Origin of the sequence: Mesorhizobium sp. NPDC059025 (genome assembly GCF_042739655.1) — a bacterium.
GTDB lineage: Bacteria > Pseudomonadota > Alphaproteobacteria > Rhizobiales > Rhizobiaceae > Mesorhizobium.
The window spans coordinates 296,766-312,062 of sequence record NZ_JBHYIM010000001.1 but is presented as its reverse complement, the minus strand read 5'-3'; the positions used below and the strand labels follow the sequence as shown (position 1 = coordinate 312,062).

Here is a 15,297-nt window from a genome sequence, read left to right as displayed (position 1 = left end):
CTCAATATTTCTGCGGCACGTAGAGTTCCGGCGGCAGCACGGTGCGTTCGTATTCGGGATTGAAGACACGCTCCGGCAGCGTGATCTCATCGTGCGGAACCTCTTCATAGGGCACCTGCTGCAACAGGTGATCGATGCAGTTCAGTCGGGCACGCTTCTTGTCGTTGCCCTCGACGATGAACCAGGGCGCTTCCTGGATATTGGTGCGCGTCAGCATCTCTTCCTTGGCCTTGGTGTACTGTTCCCAGCGTACGCGCGACTGCAGATCCATCGGCGAGAGCTTCCACTGCTTCATCGGATCGTGGATGCGCATGAGGAAGCGCATCTGCTGCTCCTCATCGGTGATCGAAAACCAGTATTTCACCAGGATGATGCCGGAACGGACCAGCATGCGCTCGAATTCCGGTACGTCGCGGAAGAACTCCTCGACCTGGTCGGGGGTAGCAAAACCCATCACCCGCTCGACGCCGGCGCGATTGTACCAGGAACGGTCGAACAGCACGATCTCGCCACCCGCCGGCAGATGCGGCACATAGCGCTGGAAATACCATTGCGAGCGCTCGCGCTCGGTCGGTGCCGGCAACGCCACGACCCGGCAGATACGGGGGTTGAGGCGCTGGGTGATACGCTTGATGACGCCGCCCTTGCCGGCCGAATCGCGTCCTTCGAAAAGCACCACCACCTTGGCCTTGGTGTGGGCCACCCACGACTGCAGCTTGATCAGTTCCGACTGCAGCGTCAGCAGTTCGCGAAAATAGACCTGCCTTTCGACGGACGGCGGATGCGAACGCTTGTAGATCTTGGCGATCTCTTCGGAGAGTGCAGGCTCCGACAGCTCGAGCTCATAGTCTTCGTCGAGCGTGTCTGCCAGTTCCGCCTCCAGCCAGTCAGCTGCGGGGGAATTGCGTTCCATTTCGGTCATGATGTCGCTCCGCGTTCGCACCGTGAGCCGACCAATATCCGCAGGCAATGACGGTTTTATTGCAGCTGCGGAACCAAAAGGCCTCTACGCTGAAATGAAGCGCCAGACTTTCTCGTCGGGCTCGATCTGCCCGCTCAGCACGAAATATCTGTAGAGCACCAGGAAACACAGCGCCCTTTCGGTCGGCTCGTCCAGAAACTGACGGCAATAGGCCTGCGCCGACGCGATGATGCGCTCCGCCTGTTCGGGATGGCGCTCGAAGAACGCAAACTTGTCGGCGATATCCGAGAAATCGGGGGCGAGCTGCACATAATGCTCATCGGGCTTCAGATGCCCCTCGCAGAACCAGATTTCGTTGGTCGGTTCAGGCATCAGGCAGAGCGAATTCGAACTCATGATCCATTTGAGGTTCGTCGCCACGTCATAGCCTTCAAGCGAGACGATGTAGCGATAACGCTTCTGGTCTTCGACGCTCATGAAGGGCTTGCGGTGACGCTCCGGCGTATGGGTAGCCGGCGACCCGACATCACAGAAAGGCAATCCCTGCGCAGCGTCCAGAAAGACCAGGCGCATAGGATTGTTCATGTCGCCACGCCAGACGACCCCCGGTTGTTTGTCGGCAAACCGCAGCGGATCGTCCTGCATCTGGAAATGCCGCAGCTTGTCCATCTTGAACAGCACGGCATTGGTATTGTCGTCCCCGATCGGACGGTTCTTGACGATCGAGGGTACGCCGGGAAGCCCACGAACGTCGCCGAACTCCAGGTCCAGACGCAGGTTCGGATCGAAGTAGCGAGCGAACTCCTTGAGATCGTAATAATACATCGACGGACGGCGCGGCAGCGTCGCGATCGTCACCGCCGCTGGGCTCGGCGTGAAAGGCTCCCGCAGCTTGTTGTAGTAGTTGAGCCGATCGAGAAGCACGGGACCGCGCCGCAGGGCAGTCGCCAGCGCTTGGTCCAGTCGACGACGGAAAAGCAATTGCGGTGCGCTGTCGCGAACAATGTTGCGCGCGTAATAAAAGACCTTGCCAGTCCTGCGACGAAGATTACGCATCGAAATTCCAACGCAAAAGCCCGCGCAGGCTTTTAGCGTCACGTGTCCCGCTGCGCCAGATAATCCCGAGAGAAAACAGTCAAAGAATGTGACGAAACATTATCAAGAAACAACGCCGATCCACGGCCTCGGCAAACGTCATTTTTTCTAGGCCGCAACGACGGCAAAACCACGGGCGCGCAGGCCGCGGCGCTCGGCGCGCAATGAGCCGACCAAGCGATCGCGGCTGCCGCCGATGTGCCGGATCAGGAGATCCGCAGCCTCGTCTGCCTGCCCCGCCCGCAGCGCAGCCAGGATGGTTCTATGTTCCCGCCAGGCCCGCACCGATGCGGCCTCATCGCGAATTTCCAGCCATCGCGCCCGCGACAGCCGGATCATGGCATCCCGCACGGCACGAAACAGGAACTCATTGCCGGACAGGCGCGCCAGTTCGACATGGAAGTCGGTGCCGACCCGATGCCATTCTTCCCTCGGCGTATCCGCTCCGCAGGAATCAAGCATTGCCTCGATCGCATCGAGGCTGCTTCTGTCTTCCAGCGCAGCCGTCAAGCGCGCGGCAGCAACCTCGACAGCCTGGCGATAGACCGCAATCTGCTCGATTTCAGCAAGGTTGATCGGTGAAACCGTCCAGCCCCGCCCGTCGCGCAGGACAAGTCCTTCCGTTTCCAACCTGAGCAGCGCCGCGCGCACTGGAGTACGCGAAGCCCCGAAACGGCTTTCTATCCAGCGCTCGGTCAGCTTTTCACCGGGACCAATGTCGAGTCCCAGGATCATTTCGCGAAGCTGACGTTCGACCTGCAGCATCTGTGACATCGCGGCCTTCTCCCTTTTGCCGCTGGCCCATTGACTTCGCAATGTCCGCGCCTGATACGAATACCAACTTGGTATCCCAAGACGGGATACAAGACAACGCAGCGAAGAGCAACGCCATGTCGAGTGAAAGCACCAATTCCGGGGAACAAGGCTACAATATCCACTGGCGCCGTAATCTCGTCGTGTGCTTCGTCGGCTCCTTCACGACACTGGTGGCAATGACGCTGCTTTTGCCATTCCTGCCGCTCTATGTGGAAGAGCTGGGCGTCACCGATCATGCAGCAATCGTTCAATGGTCAGGCATCGCCTACGGCGCCACTTTCCTTGCGGCGGCCCTGGTAGCGCCATTGTGGGGCCGGCTGGGCGACCGCTACGGCCGCAAGTCGATGCTGGTGCGTGCAAGCTTCGGCATGGCGGTGTGCATGTCGCTGATGGGCATGGTGCAGGATGTCTGGCAGTTGGTGGCCTTGCGCCTCCTGATCGGCCTGGCCGGCGGCTATTCCTCCGGCTCGACCATTCTGGTCGCCATGCAGACGCCGAAGGATCGGTCCGGCTGGGCTCTCGGAACACTTTCAGCCGGCATCATGGCTGGCAATCTGGTCGGACCGTTGATTGGTGGCGCCCTGCCGCCCAGGATCGGCATCCGCGCGACCTTCCTGATCGCCGGCGGCGTTATCTTCCTGGCATTCCTCGCCACGACCTTTCTGATCCGGGAAAATCGTCGCCCCACGGCAACCGAAACAAGGAAGATGCAGGCGGGCAGTTGGTCACGCATCTCCGACAAGCGACCGGTGGTGGCGATGCTGGCCACCGGCATGCTGTTGATGTTCGCCACCATGTCGATAGAACCGATCATCACCGTCTATGTCGCGGAACTGGTGACGGATTCTGCGAAGGTGACACTGGTTGCCGGCTTCGTCATGTCGGCGGCGGCCCTCGGGGCGATCCTGTCGGCCCCGAGGCTCGGCAAGCTCGCCGACCGCGTCGGTCACTGGAGCGTCATAATCGGCGCGTTGCTGGTCGCAGCGCTGCTGCTCGTTCCGCAGGCCTTTGTCACCGAAAGCTGGCAATTGATCGTACTGCGCTTTCTGATGGGGCTGGCGCTGGGCGGTCTGCTGCCATCCGTCACCAGCGTCATTCGCCACAATGTGCCGGACGGCGTCGGCGGCAACGTCCTGGGTTATTCGATCTCGGCACAATATGTCGGCCAGGTCGCCGGACCGGTTCTCGGCGGTTTTGTCGGCGGTCATTTCGGCATGCGTGCGGTTTTTCTGTTCACCGCGGTGCTGCTGGCAATAGGGGCACTCTTCAACTGGATCGTACGCAGCCGCTACGAACAGCCGCAGTCCGCGTAGTGCCCGAACCATGCAATCCTGCCTAGATCTCCAGGCGTTCTGCACTCGGGAATCCGCCCGGTTTCGCAGATTGTCGCCCTTGCTGATGGAACTAGACGATGAGCTCTTCTCGTTTTGCCTTTGAACCTTGCCCGCCTCTTGTGATGGCCGGAGGGCTCTGCGGGGCTGCGGGCGTGGCGCTCTCGGCAGCGGCGGCGCATGTCGGCGGCGCCTTTACCGGCACGGTGGCATCGTTCCTGCTTACCCACGCGATCGTGCTGCTGGCGGTCGGGCTGGTTGGTGGCAACAGGGTACTTCGCCTCGGCGGACTCGTGCTGCTGGTGGGATTGATCCTGTTCTGCGGCGACCTGCTTTCCCGCGACTTCCTCGGCGGACGGCTGCTGCCCTTTGTGGCACCGACCGGCGGCACCCTGCTGATCCTGGGCTGGCTGACGCTCGCAGCTTCGGCATTTGCGAGATCAAGAACCTAAGCGCCGGATTTTTCCGCCTTGCCGGCAAGCCGCATGGCGGCGCCATCCAGGATCAGACCGAGCCCCGTTTCGAACAGGGCCGTGTGTCCCCCGTCCCGATAGTGCAGCAGTCCTGCTGACAAGAGCGGGTAGTCACTGGCCGCAAGATCGAGTTCTGTCCCTCGGCCCGGCCCTTCCGGATAGTCGGACTGCTCTTCGATCACGCAACCGAGCGTGTAGCGACCGAGCGCGATAAACAGCATCATCGCCTCGCCGACCTCGAACCCGTGCGCGACCAGAAACGCGGTCTTCATCTCGATATCCGGCAATTCGTCGGGTTCAACCTCGGTGCCCGCATGAACCCTTCCGGCGTCGCGGTAGGCGAGCAGCGCAGCACGAAAGCTCCGCGTATTTTCCGTCAGATACCGCCGCCAGTCGTCGCCCTCTTGGGGAAGCGGATTGGTGTGGCTGCGCTCCAGGATCTCCCTGTTCATGGCATCCAGCAACGCGCGCTTGTTCTTGAAATGCCAGTACAAGGCCGGCTGACGCACTTGCAGCCGCTCGGCAAGAAGCCGCGTCGAGAGCGCGTCCATCCCAACTTCGTTCAGCAGTAGCAGCGCCTCGTCGACGATGCGCGCGCGGTCGACCTTCATTGCCGTCTCCTATCAGGATGCCACCGGCATTGCATCCCGAATTTATCAATGATAAGTGAATTTATCACCGATAAATTCTGGACGTGTCATGAACCGCTCCATCGCCATCATTTTGGCAACGGTCGCCCTTACCGCAACCGGCATCGGCCTCACCATGCCGGTCATCCCGGAGCTGCTGCGCGAGGTTGGCCACACTGGCGACCTTGGCTGGCGCTACGGGGCGTTCCTGGCGCTCTACGCAACGATGCAGTTTGTCTTTTCGCCGTTGCTCGGCGCGCTGTCGGACCGTTTTGGGCGCAGGCCATTGCTGCTGATGTCGCTGGCGGGTGCCACGGTGGACTATCTGTTCATGACCCTCGCCCCAACGCTGTGGCTGTTGTTCATTGGCCGAGCAATAGCCGGCGTCACCGGCGCCGTATCAGCGGTCGCGTCGGCTTACATTGCCGACGTGACGTCCGAGGATCAGCGCGCAAGGCGCTTTGGGCAACTCGGGGCGGCCTTCGGTGTCGGCTTCATCGCCGGGCCCGCAATCGGCGGTCTGCTCGGTGGCGTCTGGACCCGCGCTCCATTCCTTGCCGCCGCGGTCCTGAATCTGGTCACCTTGCTCATCGCCATGCTGGTCCTGAAAGAGCCAAAGCGCCCGAGCAGCGAAGCCGCGACCGTTTCGCTCAACCCTTTCGCTCCCTTGCGCTGGGCATTCGGCTTTCCGTTGCTGCTGCCGTTGCTTGGCACGGCCATTCTGCTGGCCATGGTCGGCGAAGTCGGTGGCACGATCTGGGTTGTCTACGTCGAGGACAAATTCACCTGGGATCCGTTCACCGTCGGCATTTCGCTGACCTTGTTCGGCCTCTTTCACGCCCTGGCACAGGCGTTTCTGGCCGGGCCTCTCAGCGAAAGGCTGGGCGAGAAGAAGGCGCTTGCGATCGCCATCGCTGCCGACAGCACCGCCTACATCCTGATCGGGCTGGCAACGCACGGCTGGATGGTCTTCGTCCTTCTGCCAATGCTCTGCCTCGGCGGTATCGGTGCGCCGGCACTGCAGTCAATGATGACCGCAGGAGTGGACGCGAACAGTCAAGGCCGACTGCAAGGCGTGATTGCCGGCCTGACCAGCCTTGCGTCCATTGTCGCGCCTCTGGCGATCTCGACCACCTATTTCGCCACGCGATCGACATTTCCTGGACTGGTCTGGATCGGGGGCGCAGCCCTTTATCTCGTCTGCGTCCCGCTGCTGACCCTGAAGCCAGGCAACAGGGTCGCCGCCTGAGCGGCGGCCCGATCCTGCAAACAGCGATCTGGCGATCCCGCTCACGAAACACCGAACGAAGCCTGAATGGTTGGTCCGGGCATCGTTCCGCTCATTTGCGGGCGACTTGAACGAGATGCCCCAATAGTTGCGATAGATGTCTTCAAACAGATAGTCGATCGGACGCATTGCTGCCTCACTTTCTCGATCCGGATCGCTTCGAGATTGAATCGATCCAAGATCGGTGCAAAAATTTTTGGATCGATCCAAATCCTCCTTCTCATTCGACGCAAAGTCAAGGCGAATATGGATCGATCCAACAATTGTGATACAAGGTCGGCAGTCTGGTGATCATCAGGCACCTGAAAACGCTCGGACCTCGCTACGTCCACCGATGAGAAGGATGACTGATGGCAAGACAGGCAACCGCGATCAAACCGGTCAGGCTGGCGGATGTCGCCAAGGCTGCCGGGGTCTCGCATGGCACCGCCTCGAATGTCTTCAGTCACCCTGAGATCGTGCGCGAGGAAGTGCGCGAACGCGTCAAGGCAGCAGCGGACGCACTGGGTTACGCCGGCCCCGACCCCAAGGGACGGCTGCTGAGGGCCGGCAAGGTCAACGCCATCGGCGTCGCCACCGCGGAACCCCTCTCCTATTTCTTCGACGACCCTTTCGCTCGCGTGGTCATGTCCGGCATCTCGGAAATTTGCGATGCCACGGGCGCCGGCCTGTCGCTTGTGTCGGCGATCAACGGCGAACATCTCGCCTGGAACATCCAGAGCGCACTGGTCGACGGCTTCATCGTCTTCTGTGTCGAAGGCAACTGGCAGCCGGTGTATCTGACCCGGGAACGAAAGCTCCCCTTCGTGGTGCTCGACTTCGGCTATGACGAAGGCGCGCTTTCAGCCATCGGAATCGACAACAAAGCCGGCGCGAAACTGGCTGCCGATCATCTTCTGGCATTCGGCCACCGCCGTTTTGGCGTTCTGGCGCTGAGTTTCGACGAAGGAAGCAGCGGGCCGGTGACTGCCCGGCGCGCTGAAGGTGCCACCTATTCCGGTACGCGCGACCGCCTCTATGGCTACCTGGAAACGCTCGCCGATGCCGGCATCGACGCAGCCGACGTTCCGATCTACGAAACCGGCAACGATGTGCCGACCGTACATGCAAGCCTAGATTACATGTTCAGCCTGCCAGAACCACCGACGGCGCTGCTCGCCATGTCCGACCGGATTGCCATGATCGCGATCGACTGGCTCAAGGAACGTGGCCTGTCAGTGCCCGGCGATGTTTCCATTGTCGGCTTCGACGGCGTTCCGGAAGCGGCCACATGCAAGCCGCCGCTCACCACGATCGCCCAGCCGATGCGGGAAATGGGCCGCCGCGCCGCCCGCGCCATCCTCGATCCGGGTCAGGCCGAACGCCGGCAGGAGATGCCGATCGAGCTGGTCGTGCGCGAATCGGCCGGCCCAGCTTCGCGCTGAGGTTCATCCCCGTCCCATCCGGTTCCATGCATCCAGGCCGGCAATCTTGTAGGCTTCAGCCAGCGTTGGATAGTTGAAGGTGTTGTTGACGAAAAAATCGATCGTGCCGCCCAGGTTGATCACGGCCTGCCCGATATGGATCAGTTCCGTCGCCCCTTCTCCGACAATATGTGCCCCGAGCAGCCGCCGCGTCTCCAGTGAAAAGAGCAGCTTCAGGAAGCCGGAATTGACGCCCATGATGTGCCCGCGAGAGGTCTCGCGGAATCGCGCCACACCAACTTCATAAGCAGTCCCACTGGCGCGGACCTGCTCCTCCGACTGGCCGACAGTGGAGATCTCCGGCACCGCATAGATGCCATAGGGGAAGGTTTCCGGCGGCGGCGGCAGCGCGACACCAAAGGCATGACAGGCAGCCACCCGGCCCTGCTCCATCGATGTCGAGGCGAGACTCGGGAAACCGATCACGTCACCCGCGGCATAAATGTTCGGGACGGTTGTCTGGAAAGTATGCGGATCTACCTTCACGCGGCCCCTCACGTCGGCCTCGATGCCGACAGCCTCCAGATCAAGACTTCCGACGTTGCCACTGCGACCTGCGGCGTAGAGCACCATTTCGGAGCGGATGGTGCGACCGTCCGCCAATACCACTTCGGCGAAATCCGGCCCCGACTTCACCTCGCTGACGCTGCTGCCCAGACGGATGGTCATGCCGCGGTCGCGCATCTGGTGGATGAAATCGTCAACGATCTCGCGATCAACGAAGTCGAGAATGGTCTGGCGCGGCTCAACAAGCGTGACTGGAACGTCGAGTGCCGAAAATATGGTGGCATATTCCACCCCGATGACGCCGGCACCGATCACCGTCAGCGAACGCGGAAGCTGCGACAACTCCAGCATCTCGTCGCTATCGAACACCCGTTTGCCGTCGAATGGTACGTCCGACGGACGATGCGGCCGCGTACCCACGGCGATTAAAGCGTTGGCGAATCCGATCTCGCTGTAGTCGCCCGTCGCCGTCGTAAGACTGGCTCGGTTGGGTCCGAGAAACCGCACCACCGCCCGGACGCTCCTGACGGCATTGCGCATGAACTGGTGCTGCAGCACCTCCACTTCGTGATCGAGCGTCTTGTGCAGACGCTCGATCAGATCACCGATCGAGATATCCTGCTTGACCCGGTAGCCCCTGCCGTAGAACCCACGCTCGCGCCATCCCGAAAGGTTGAGTACCGTTTCCCTCAAAGTCTTGGAGGGAATGGTGCCGGTATGCACCGACACCCCTCCCAGCCGTCGACCGGCATCTGCGACCAGAACCTGCTTGCCCAGCTTGGCAGATTGCACCGCGGCACGCCGGCCCGACGGACCACTGCCGATCACCAGCATGTCATAGTCCATTCCGAAGTCCCCTTGCCCCGCTGTGGCTGACAGCTTTCGACGCTCCATCACGTCCAGCCATCGCCTAGGCTAGCGTTTTAACCGCAATGACTTCAACCGATTTAGAAAGCAGCGGGGCAGGATTCTCAGCCAGAGTTCCCAGTAGCGATCATAGCTGACCGGGCCCTTGTCAGGTTACCTGGTAAGATACCCTGAGCGCCGGTTCTGGCCGGGGAGCGATCGGCGGCCGCGGTACCTTCGCCTTGCTCGCCCACCCGAGCCTGGACAGCCATTCCAGGTAGTAGGCGAACGCGAATTGCCCGGCGATGCCGGTCGTAATCAACATAGCGTCATAGGAAAAGCCGCCAGGCCGCACCAGCTTCAGCACCTGCGCCATTATCGCAAGCAAAGTGCCGGCAATGAACACCGGCAGTGATCGCTTGCCGAGGATGGCGAGCGGATGATCGAGTGGCTTGCGGAAGAAGGCCGAAATCGTTGGCAGCGCCATGATCAGATAGGCAACCGACAGCACATGCAGCAGCCGGGATAGCGACAGGAAAGTCTTGTCAAAACCGGCAAGCACCGCCGGCAGGCCAAACCAGGTATCCTGGCCCCACCACGGGCCGCGAACCCAGACCATGGCGATGAATACATAGGCAGCTGCTGCGCCAAGCAGCCAGCCATTCACAGCAATGCTGCCACCACGGCGCACGTGCAATGTGCTGATGACGCCGATGGTGAAAAGAAATTGCCACGACAGCGGATTAAGGAACCAGAACCCCTGCTCGGGATAGTTCGGCGGCGCGACTTGATAGAGGCCCGCCCACAACCACACGATGCCCGAAACCGTTAGCGTCGGCAGCGGCCAGCGCCCGCCAAGGAACAGAAGCACAGGCGCTGCCAGAAGCAACACGGCATAGAGTGGCAGGATGTTGTTATAGCCGATCTGGTGACCAAGCGTGGCAATGCCGAGCAGTACCTCCGGCGTGCGCTCGATCAGGGGGCCGATGTTGATCTGCGTCAGGAAGTCAGGGCGCTTGGCAAGCAATGCAGCCGCGCAGAAGATGGCGATCGACGCGATGGTGGTGACGATATGAGCAGCGTAGAGCACACCGGCACGGCGCCACATCTTGAGTGTCGCCAGCAATCGGTCCCCAGGCTGGAATTTGCGGCCATAGGCCAGCGCAACGGCAATGCCCGATATCAGCACGAACGCTTCGGCAGCGTCAGAGAAGCCGAAGTTCTTGTAGGTGAAGAGCTCGAACGCGGTGCCGGGGACATGATCGATGAAGATCATCAGCAGAGCGAGGGCACGCAGAACGTCGATGCGGGTATCACGTTCGGAAGAGAGCGGCGTGGTCATGATCAGGACTCCGCAACGGTTCACACTGTGTGCGGTTCGCCCCTAGCCTCCGTCACGGAACCGCTCGACATTCCATATCAGCGCAAAAGCGACCAAAAACAGAGCACGTTCAATCACTTTTGGGTCGATCCAAAAATGTTTCGTTTTGAAGCCGGCAAACAGAGATAAAATGGTGGAAAATCAAACGGCTGGAACTGATAGCCGACAAAATTCGGAGATCGCGGCATTACGACGCGACCTGTCCTTCTCCTATCGCCTCCATATCCCGCAGGACGCTGGCAGCGAGACACTCATCCTGCTGCACGGCTCGGCTGCGGACGAGACAACGTTGATGCCTCTGGCAATGGCTGCCGCCCCACGAGCGAGGCTGGTGGCGGTGCGTGGCCGTATCGTACAGGACGGCGATTTGCGCTGGTTCAGACGGATCACGCCGACGCAATTCGACCAGGCCAGCATCCGCGCGGAAACGGATTCCTTTGCACGCTTCATCGACGAGCTGATCGCGCTTCACACCCTGGAACCGGCCTCTGTCGCCTTCATCGGCTATTCCAACGGCGCCAATCTGGTTACCAGCACCATGCTGCTGCACCCTGGCGTCATCCGACGCGCTGTGCTGCTGCGCGCCATGCCGGTACTGGATCGAGTCCCGGATGCCGACTTGTCGGGCGCACATGTGCTGATGATAACCGGCGCCAACGACGTCACCTATGCGCCTTTCGCGCAATCGCTTGCCAGACTGCTGCGACGACATCATGCCGATGTCGATGCGCGCATGGTAGCCGCCGGTCATGAATTCGGCGCAGTGGACGGCAATATCATATGCGAATGGCTGGATCGGCAGCGATCCGCGGCTTCAACTTGAACGGAAGCAGCGGTCACACCATTTGTTGGGTGAGGCAGGTCAGGAACCGGTCAACTACAGGGATATTCAGGAAATGAACGCGCGCGTTCTCGACGGAGAGATCATCACTTCCAGGCTTGACGACGTCCGTGCCTATGACGGCGTCCGTTCGCGCCGCGTCTTTGCATGCATCCTCGATTATCTGGTGGTCGGCCTGCTGACCATTCCCTTTGCCATCCTGGTGTTCCTGTTCGGCATCATCACGCTGGGGCTGGGCTGGATGCTGTTTTCAGTGCTCGTGCCGGCAGTCGCCGTGGTCTACATCTGGAACACGCTGGGCGGTCGCGATCAGGCTACGCTCGGCATGAAGGCGATGGGCATTCGCCTGGACAGGCTGGACGGCACCCCGATCGATGGCATGACCGCTGTGGTGCATTCCGTACTTTTCTGGGCAGGCAATGTGATTCTCACTCCCCTGGTGCTTCTGATCACGCTGTTTTCCGACCGCAAGCGCACGCTGCACGACCTGCTGCTCGGTACCGTCGTCAGCCGTACCGACCGCTGAGGCGGGACTTGTCCACACTGTCCTGCCCAACCGCCGAATATATGGGCCAGAAAGCCCTGCACTACGATTATCCTGTTGAATTTTCTGCCGCGCACGCCAAGCTAGGGCAGTTCGTGGGAGCATTTTTCGACGCGCGATGACGCAGCATCCTACCCAGTCTCCGCAATTCTTCCTGACCGCGCCTTCGCCATGCCCGTATCTGGAAGGTCAGTTCGAGCGGAAGGTGTTCACCCATCTGGTCGGTGACAAGGCTTCGGAGATGAATGACCTCCTGACTCAGGGAGGCTTTCGCCGTTCGCAGAACATCGCCTATCGCCCCGCCTGCGAGAACTGCCGCGCCTGCGTTTCCGTGCGTATCCTTGCGCAGGAATTCGAACCCAGCCGCAACATGCGCCGCGTGACGCAGCACAATGCCGATCTCGTCGGCGTGATGCACGACGCCGAACCGTCGACCGAGCAATACTCCCTCTTCCGCGCCTATCTCGACGCCCGTCACCGCAAGGGCGGCATGTCGGACATGACGGTGCTCGACTACGCTATGATGGTCGAGGACACCCATGTCGACACCAAGATCATAGAATACCGTCGGCGCGGACCGGACACATTCATCACCGGCAAGGGCCAGGGTGCGCTGGTGGCGGTGGCACTGACCGACAAGATGGCCGACGGCCTGTCGATGGTTTATTCCTACTTCGATCCCGACCTCGATGAGCGCTCGCTGGGCACCTTCATGATCCTCGACCACATCCAGCGCGCCAAGGCGATGGGCTTGCCCCATGTCTATCTCGGCTACTGGGTCAACGGTTCACGCAAGATGAATTATAAGATGCGTTTCATGCCGCAAGAACATCTCGGCCCGAAGGGCTGGGAACGCTTCAGCGGCTGAAACTGAACAATCGGCCCGTCCAGCCTCACCAAGGCTCCTAACGCTGCCGTTGCTTTGAGGCGGGGGCTACGCGTGACTGTTTCACACGATCACTCCAGAGGTCTGCTGATTGCCGCGCTGGGCGGCATGGCGCTGACCGTGGACATCCCATTGATCCGCCTAGCCGACGGCGCGCCCTGGACCATCCTGATGCTACGCAGCGGCACCACGCTGCTTGCCGGTCTGATCGTGTGGGCCGTGTGGCGCTGGTGGACGCCCAGCGCGCCGAAACTGATCCCCGGTCGCGCCGGCCTGGCCGTCGCCACACTTTACGGGCTCGGCTCGATCGCCTTCATTACCGCTGTCTTCAACACCACGACAGCCAATCTGGTCTTCATCCTCGCGTTCAACACCATGTTCGCGGCGCTGTTGTCCTGGTTGTTCCTCGGCGAGCGGCCACGCCCGGCCACGTTCGCGACAATGGCCGCCATGATCGTCGGCGTCGGCATCATCGTCGGCGGCTCGATCGGTTCCGGCCATTTGTTCGGCGACGTGCTCGCAGCCGCGTCGGCATTCTGTGTCGCGTCCGCCATCACGATCTCGCGCCGCAGCGGCAAGGACATGGGCTTCCCGGCCCTTATCGGCGTCGTGCTGCCTTTCCTGGTGGCCGTCTACATGGTCTGGAACACCGGTTTTCAGGTAAACGCGCCGTGGTGGATCCTGTTCAATGGCGGTGTTGTCATTCCGATCTCGTTTTTCTGCCTGGCTACGGCGCCGAAATACATTTCAGGCCCGGAAGTGGCGATGTTCTACCTTCTGGAGACGGTGCTTGCGCCGGTATGGGTCTGGTTTGTTTTCAACGAGGTGCCGTCACGCGACACCCTCATCGGCGGTGCGATCCTGATCGTGGCCCTGATCGCGCATTCGCTGTGGCAACTGCATCTTGGCCGCCAGCGCCGCGCGGCATTGGCGGTGCGTCACCCGGCCTGAACTTTTCTCGGCTCCAGGCCCACCGGTTCCGTTGTCGTCGACGCGATGGCCTCCGGCTCGGCGGAAGGCGTCTCCGGTGGTTGGTTGTCGACCACTTCCACCTCGTGCAGCCATTCGCGCCAGATAGCGACGAGCAGCGCCATCAGCACCGGGCCGATGAACAGGCCAAGGAATCCCATGGTTTTCACGCCGCCGATCAGCCCGAAGAAGGTCGGCAGAAATGGCAGCTTGATCGGACCACCGACCAGCTTGGGACGGATCGTCTTGTCGACAATGAAGAGTTCGACCGAGCCCCAGATGAACAGCACCACGCCCGCTACGGCCGAACCAGAACCGACCAGATAAAGCGAGACCAGTGTGAACGAGAGCGGAGCTCCGCCGGGGATCAGCGCCATCACCCCGGTCAGCGCACCGAGCGTCACGGGGGACGGTACGCCAGCCAGCCAATAGGCAATGCCCAGAACCACCCCCTCGCCGATGGCGATGACGGTCTGGCCGGTGACGGTCGAAGAAATGGTGGCGGGCACCACGCGCGAGATGCGCTCCCAGCGCACCGGCAAGATGCGCTCGCCCAGCGTATCGACCTGGCGCGCGAAGCTCTCGCCGTCGCGATAGGCGAAGAACAGCGCGATCAGCATGAACAGCAGGGTCAAAAGCAGCGAAAACGCGCTGCCGCCGGCAGCAAGCGCAGTCTGGTAGATCGAGCGTATGTTGGCGCCACTCACCAGCTGGATCAGTTGTCCGATACCGCCGGGATGGCCGAGATTTTTCGTCCACTGCTCGTTCAGCCACTCGCCCACCACGGGCAGGCTGGCGATCCATTGCGGTGTCGGCGCGCCATGGCGATTGGTGCCGATCGCCCAGGTCAGCCATTCACGCACTTCGTTGATCACATAGGTGCCGGCGAACGATATCGGGATCACCAGGAAGGCAAGGATGAGCAGTAGCGCGATGGTTGCGGCGATGGTGCGGTTGCCATTCACCGCAACAAGCAGACGCCGGTAAAGCGGCCAACTGGCGAAGGCAATGACGAGTGCGGCCAGAACCGGGACCACAAACCCGTAGAAGAAATAGACACCGGCCGCGACCACGAGGACGAGAAGCCAGCGAGCGGCCGACAATGGCGGAATGACGGCGGCACGCATCGGGGCAGGCACGCCGAAAAGGCGCGGTTCCTTCGGTCTCGTCAGCGGTGATTTCAAACACTTACCCCGAATCGACAGCGGCGCCACAACTGGCAGCACCTCGCGCCACTATGGCGCACGATAGTGCAGCAATCGTGACTATAAGCCAATTGCAAGCAGATTCCTGCGGGCGACTGCCT

The 15,297-nt window shown here is 61.2% G+C and carries 15 protein-coding genes; 8 read left to right on the top strand and 7 right to left on the bottom strand.

All coding sequences use genetic code 11. The features are described 5' to 3' along the window. Position 1: 1 nt before the first annotated feature. The 3 genes from ppk2 to ACFWYE_RS01425 all read right to left on the bottom strand — a co-directional run bounded on the left by ppk2 (position 2) and on the right by ACFWYE_RS01425 (position 2,791). Entirely contained in the window at positions 2-922 is a 921-nt protein-coding gene (gene ppk2 / locus ACFWYE_RS01435) for a polyphosphate kinase 2 (RefSeq protein ID WP_379070078.1), read from the bottom strand. Between the two features lie 84 nt (positions 923-1,006). Beyond that, positions 1,007-1,978 (bottom strand): glycosyl transferase family 90, encoded by a 972-nt coding sequence (locus tag ACFWYE_RS01430; protein ID WP_379109131.1) that lies wholly within the window; start codon positions 1,976-1,978, stop codon positions 1,007-1,009. A 147-nt stretch (positions 1,979-2,125) separates the two neighbouring features. Further along, positions 2,126-2,791, bottom strand: a complete 666-nt coding sequence (locus ACFWYE_RS01425) for a GntR family transcriptional regulator (RefSeq protein WP_379109130.1) — start codon at positions 2,789-2,791, stop codon at positions 2,126-2,128. A 116-nt stretch (positions 2,792-2,907) separates the two neighbouring features. On the opposite strand from ACFWYE_RS01425, the gene ACFWYE_RS01420 reads away from it, so the two are divergent. Then, a complete protein-coding gene (locus ACFWYE_RS01420) occupies positions 2,908-4,146 on the top strand; it encodes a multidrug efflux MFS transporter (protein ID WP_379109128.1) in 1,239 nt (412 codons plus the stop codon). A gap of 98 nt (positions 4,147-4,244) precedes the next feature. Further along, positions 4,245-4,616, top strand: a complete 372-nt coding sequence (locus tag ACFWYE_RS01415; protein ID WP_379109126.1) for a DUF423 domain-containing protein — start codon at positions 4,245-4,247, stop codon at positions 4,614-4,616. On the opposite strand, the gene ACFWYE_RS01410 is transcribed toward ACFWYE_RS01415, so the two are convergent. Next, positions 4,613-5,248 carry a TetR/AcrR family transcriptional regulator C-terminal domain-containing protein gene (locus ACFWYE_RS01410; protein WP_379109124.1) on the bottom strand — a complete coding sequence of 212 codons (636 nt, stop codon included), beginning with the start codon at positions 5,246-5,248 and terminating at the stop codon, positions 4,613-4,615. The two genes, ACFWYE_RS01415 and ACFWYE_RS01410, sit on opposite strands and share 4 nt — an antisense overlap. A gap of 88 nt (positions 5,249-5,336) precedes the next feature. Here ACFWYE_RS01410 and tet point away from each other — a divergent pair, with 88 nt between their 5' ends. Next, the gene (tet, locus tag ACFWYE_RS01405) at positions 5,337-6,515 is read left to right on the top strand and encodes a Tet(A)/Tet(B)/Tet(C) family tetracycline efflux MFS transporter (protein WP_379109123.1); all 1,179 of its coding nucleotides are present in this window, start codon (positions 5,337-5,339) and stop codon (positions 6,513-6,515) included. Positions 6,516-6,904: 389 nt separating this feature from the next. Then, positions 6,905-7,978, top strand: a complete 1,074-nt coding sequence (locus ACFWYE_RS01400) for a LacI family DNA-binding transcriptional regulator (RefSeq protein ID WP_379070057.1) — start codon at positions 6,905-6,907, stop codon at positions 7,976-7,978. 3 nt (positions 7,979-7,981) lie between these two features. On the opposite strand, the gene sthA is transcribed toward ACFWYE_RS01400, so the two are convergent. Further along, a complete protein-coding gene (gene sthA / locus ACFWYE_RS01395) occupies positions 7,982-9,370 on the bottom strand; it encodes a Si-specific NAD(P)(+) transhydrogenase (RefSeq protein ID WP_379109122.1) in 1,389 nt (462 codons plus the stop codon). A gap of 169 nt (positions 9,371-9,539) precedes the next feature. Next, positions 9,540-10,712, bottom strand: coding sequence for an OpgC family protein (locus ACFWYE_RS01390; RefSeq protein ID WP_379109120.1), 1,173 nt, complete (start codon positions 10,710-10,712; stop codon positions 9,540-9,542). A gap of 169 nt (positions 10,713-10,881) precedes the next feature. Here ACFWYE_RS01390 and ACFWYE_RS01385 point away from each other — a divergent pair, with 169 nt between their 5' ends. The 4 genes from ACFWYE_RS01385 to ACFWYE_RS01370 all read left to right on the top strand — a co-directional run bounded on the left by ACFWYE_RS01385 (position 10,882) and on the right by ACFWYE_RS01370 (position 13,973). Continuing rightward, positions 10,882-11,574, top strand: coding sequence for an alpha/beta hydrolase (locus ACFWYE_RS01385; RefSeq protein ID WP_379109118.1), 693 nt, complete (start codon positions 10,882-10,884; stop codon positions 11,572-11,574). Positions 11,575-11,647: 73 nt separating this feature from the next. After that, positions 11,648-12,118, top strand: a complete 471-nt coding sequence (locus ACFWYE_RS01380; RefSeq protein WP_379109116.1) for an RDD family protein — start codon at positions 11,648-11,650, stop codon at positions 12,116-12,118. Between the two features lie 136 nt (positions 12,119-12,254). Continuing rightward, positions 12,255-13,004 (top strand): arginyltransferase, encoded by a 750-nt coding sequence (locus ACFWYE_RS01375; protein WP_129414638.1) that lies wholly within the window; start codon positions 12,255-12,257, stop codon positions 13,002-13,004. 72 nt (positions 13,005-13,076) lie between these two features. Continuing rightward, positions 13,077-13,973 carry a DMT family transporter gene (locus ACFWYE_RS01370; protein WP_379070041.1) on the top strand — a complete coding sequence of 299 codons (897 nt, stop codon included), beginning with the start codon at positions 13,077-13,079 and terminating at the stop codon, positions 13,971-13,973. Here the strand turns inward: ACFWYE_RS01370 and ACFWYE_RS01365 are convergent. Further along, complete coding sequence (locus ACFWYE_RS01365; protein ID WP_379073017.1) at positions 13,961-15,118, bottom strand: AI-2E family transporter; 1,158 nt, start codon at positions 15,116-15,118, stop codon at positions 13,961-13,963. The two genes, ACFWYE_RS01370 and ACFWYE_RS01365, sit on opposite strands and share 13 nt — an antisense overlap. Between the last annotated feature and the right edge of the window lie 179 nt (positions 15,119-15,297).